Origin of the sequence: Nitratireductor aquibiodomus NL21 = JCM 21793, assembly GCF_000615975.1 — a bacterium.
Classification (GTDB): Bacteria; Pseudomonadota; Alphaproteobacteria; order Rhizobiales; family Rhizobiaceae; genus Nitratireductor; species Nitratireductor aquibiodomus.
Window position 1 is genome coordinate 1 of the sequence record NZ_BAMP01000181.1, and the last position, 1,398, is coordinate 1,398.

At 67.0% G+C, this 1,398-nt stretch carries 2 protein-coding genes; both read right to left on the reverse strand.

The genetic code is table 11. The features are described from left to right. Window positions 1-577: nicotinate-nucleotide--dimethylbenzimidazole phosphoribosyltransferase (locus JCM21793_RS23035; RefSeq protein ID WP_025031869.1), on the reverse strand; the 577-nt coding region annotated here is incomplete at its 3' end. Window positions 578-586: 9 nt separating this feature from the next. Beyond that, the gene (cobS, locus tag JCM21793_RS23040; RefSeq protein ID WP_025031870.1) at window positions 587-1,339 is read right to left on the reverse strand and encodes an adenosylcobinamide-GDP ribazoletransferase; all 753 of its coding nucleotides are present in this window, start codon (window positions 1,337-1,339) and stop codon (window positions 587-589) included. Window positions 1,340-1,398 lie beyond the last annotated feature (59 nt).

The following is a 1,398-nucleotide window of genomic DNA, read 5'->3' on the forward strand; positions in this document are numbered from 1 at the left end:
CGCCTGTTCCGCGCCCGACCCAATCCGCGCCCCCGCCTCCGAAAAGAGCCGCGGCCAGCGCGGCAGCGGCGGTGGTGTTGCCAATGCCCATTTCACCGAGCGAAACGAGATCGGCCCCCTCCGGAACCGCACCGAAACCGGCCTCGACAGCGCGCAGGAAATCGGCCTCGTCCATGGCCGGCGCTTGCGTGAAATCCGCCGTGGGGCGCTCGATTTCCAGCGGCGTGACGGTGAGGCTCGCGCCGGCCTGCTTTGCCAACTGGTTGATGGCCGCACCGCCGGCGGAAAAATTCGCCACCATCTGCGCCGTCACCTCTGCCGGAAAGGCCGAAACGCCCCGCGCGGTCACGCCATGAGAGCCGGCAAAGATCAACACATGCACTTCGTCGAGCGCCGGCTTCTCGCGCCCCTGCCAGCGGGCAAGCCGGATGGCCGCTTCTTCAAGCCGGCCTAGGCTGCCGGGCGGTTTGGTGAGCACGGCCTGACGGGCCGCTGCGGCCTGTGCGGCGTTTTCGTCGCCTGAAGGCCGGTCGTTGCAGGCGGTGCGCAGATCGTCGATCGAGAGAAAGCGGGGCATGGATATCCTTCAGATGAAATGCGTGACGCAGGCGAGAAGCAGAACGGTTTCGGCCAGTTGCTGCAATGTGCCGAGCACATCGCCCGTCTGCCCGCCGATCTGTTTTTCGGCGAGCCATTTGATGAAAAAGAGCGCCGCCGCCAGAAGCAGCACGCCAATGAGCGCAAAGCCGGGACCGGGAACGAGGAGCAGAACGCCGCCAATCGCCAGCGCGACAAGAACGGTGCCTCTCGTCGGTTGCCCGGCGCCCGCCGAAAGCCCGTTGTCCCGCGCGGGCGGCGAAAGGCGCATCAGCGCCGGCATGAGCGCGCGCGAGGCCGTGTGGGCGATCAGCAATGCGGGAATGGCGGCAAGGCCGAGCGCCACGAGCGCCGACCAGCGCATGAGAAACGACAGGATCAGCGCCGCAACGCCATAGGAGCCGATGCGGCTGTCCTTCATGATGGCGAGCTTCTTCTCCCGCGTTGAACCGCCGCCAAAACCGTCGGCCACATCGGCGAGCCCATCCTCATGCAGACCGCCGGTCAAAAGCACGCCCGCGGCAAGCGCGATGGCGGCGGCGATGGTGGCCGGAAGGCCGAGCATGATGGCACCCGCCAAAGCAGCGCTGCACACCGCACCAACAAAAAGGCCGGCAAGCGGTGCCGCCCATTGTGCGTTGGCGAAACCATGCGCGGGCATCTCGAACGCGGGCAGCGGAAGGCGCGTGTAGAAGCCGAGGCAGGCGGCAATGTCGCGAAACGGGTTGTGGAAACCGGCCATCGCTTCAACTCCGCGCGATGGCGTGGAAATAGGTGCCGGAGACCATCCCGCGCCGCGCG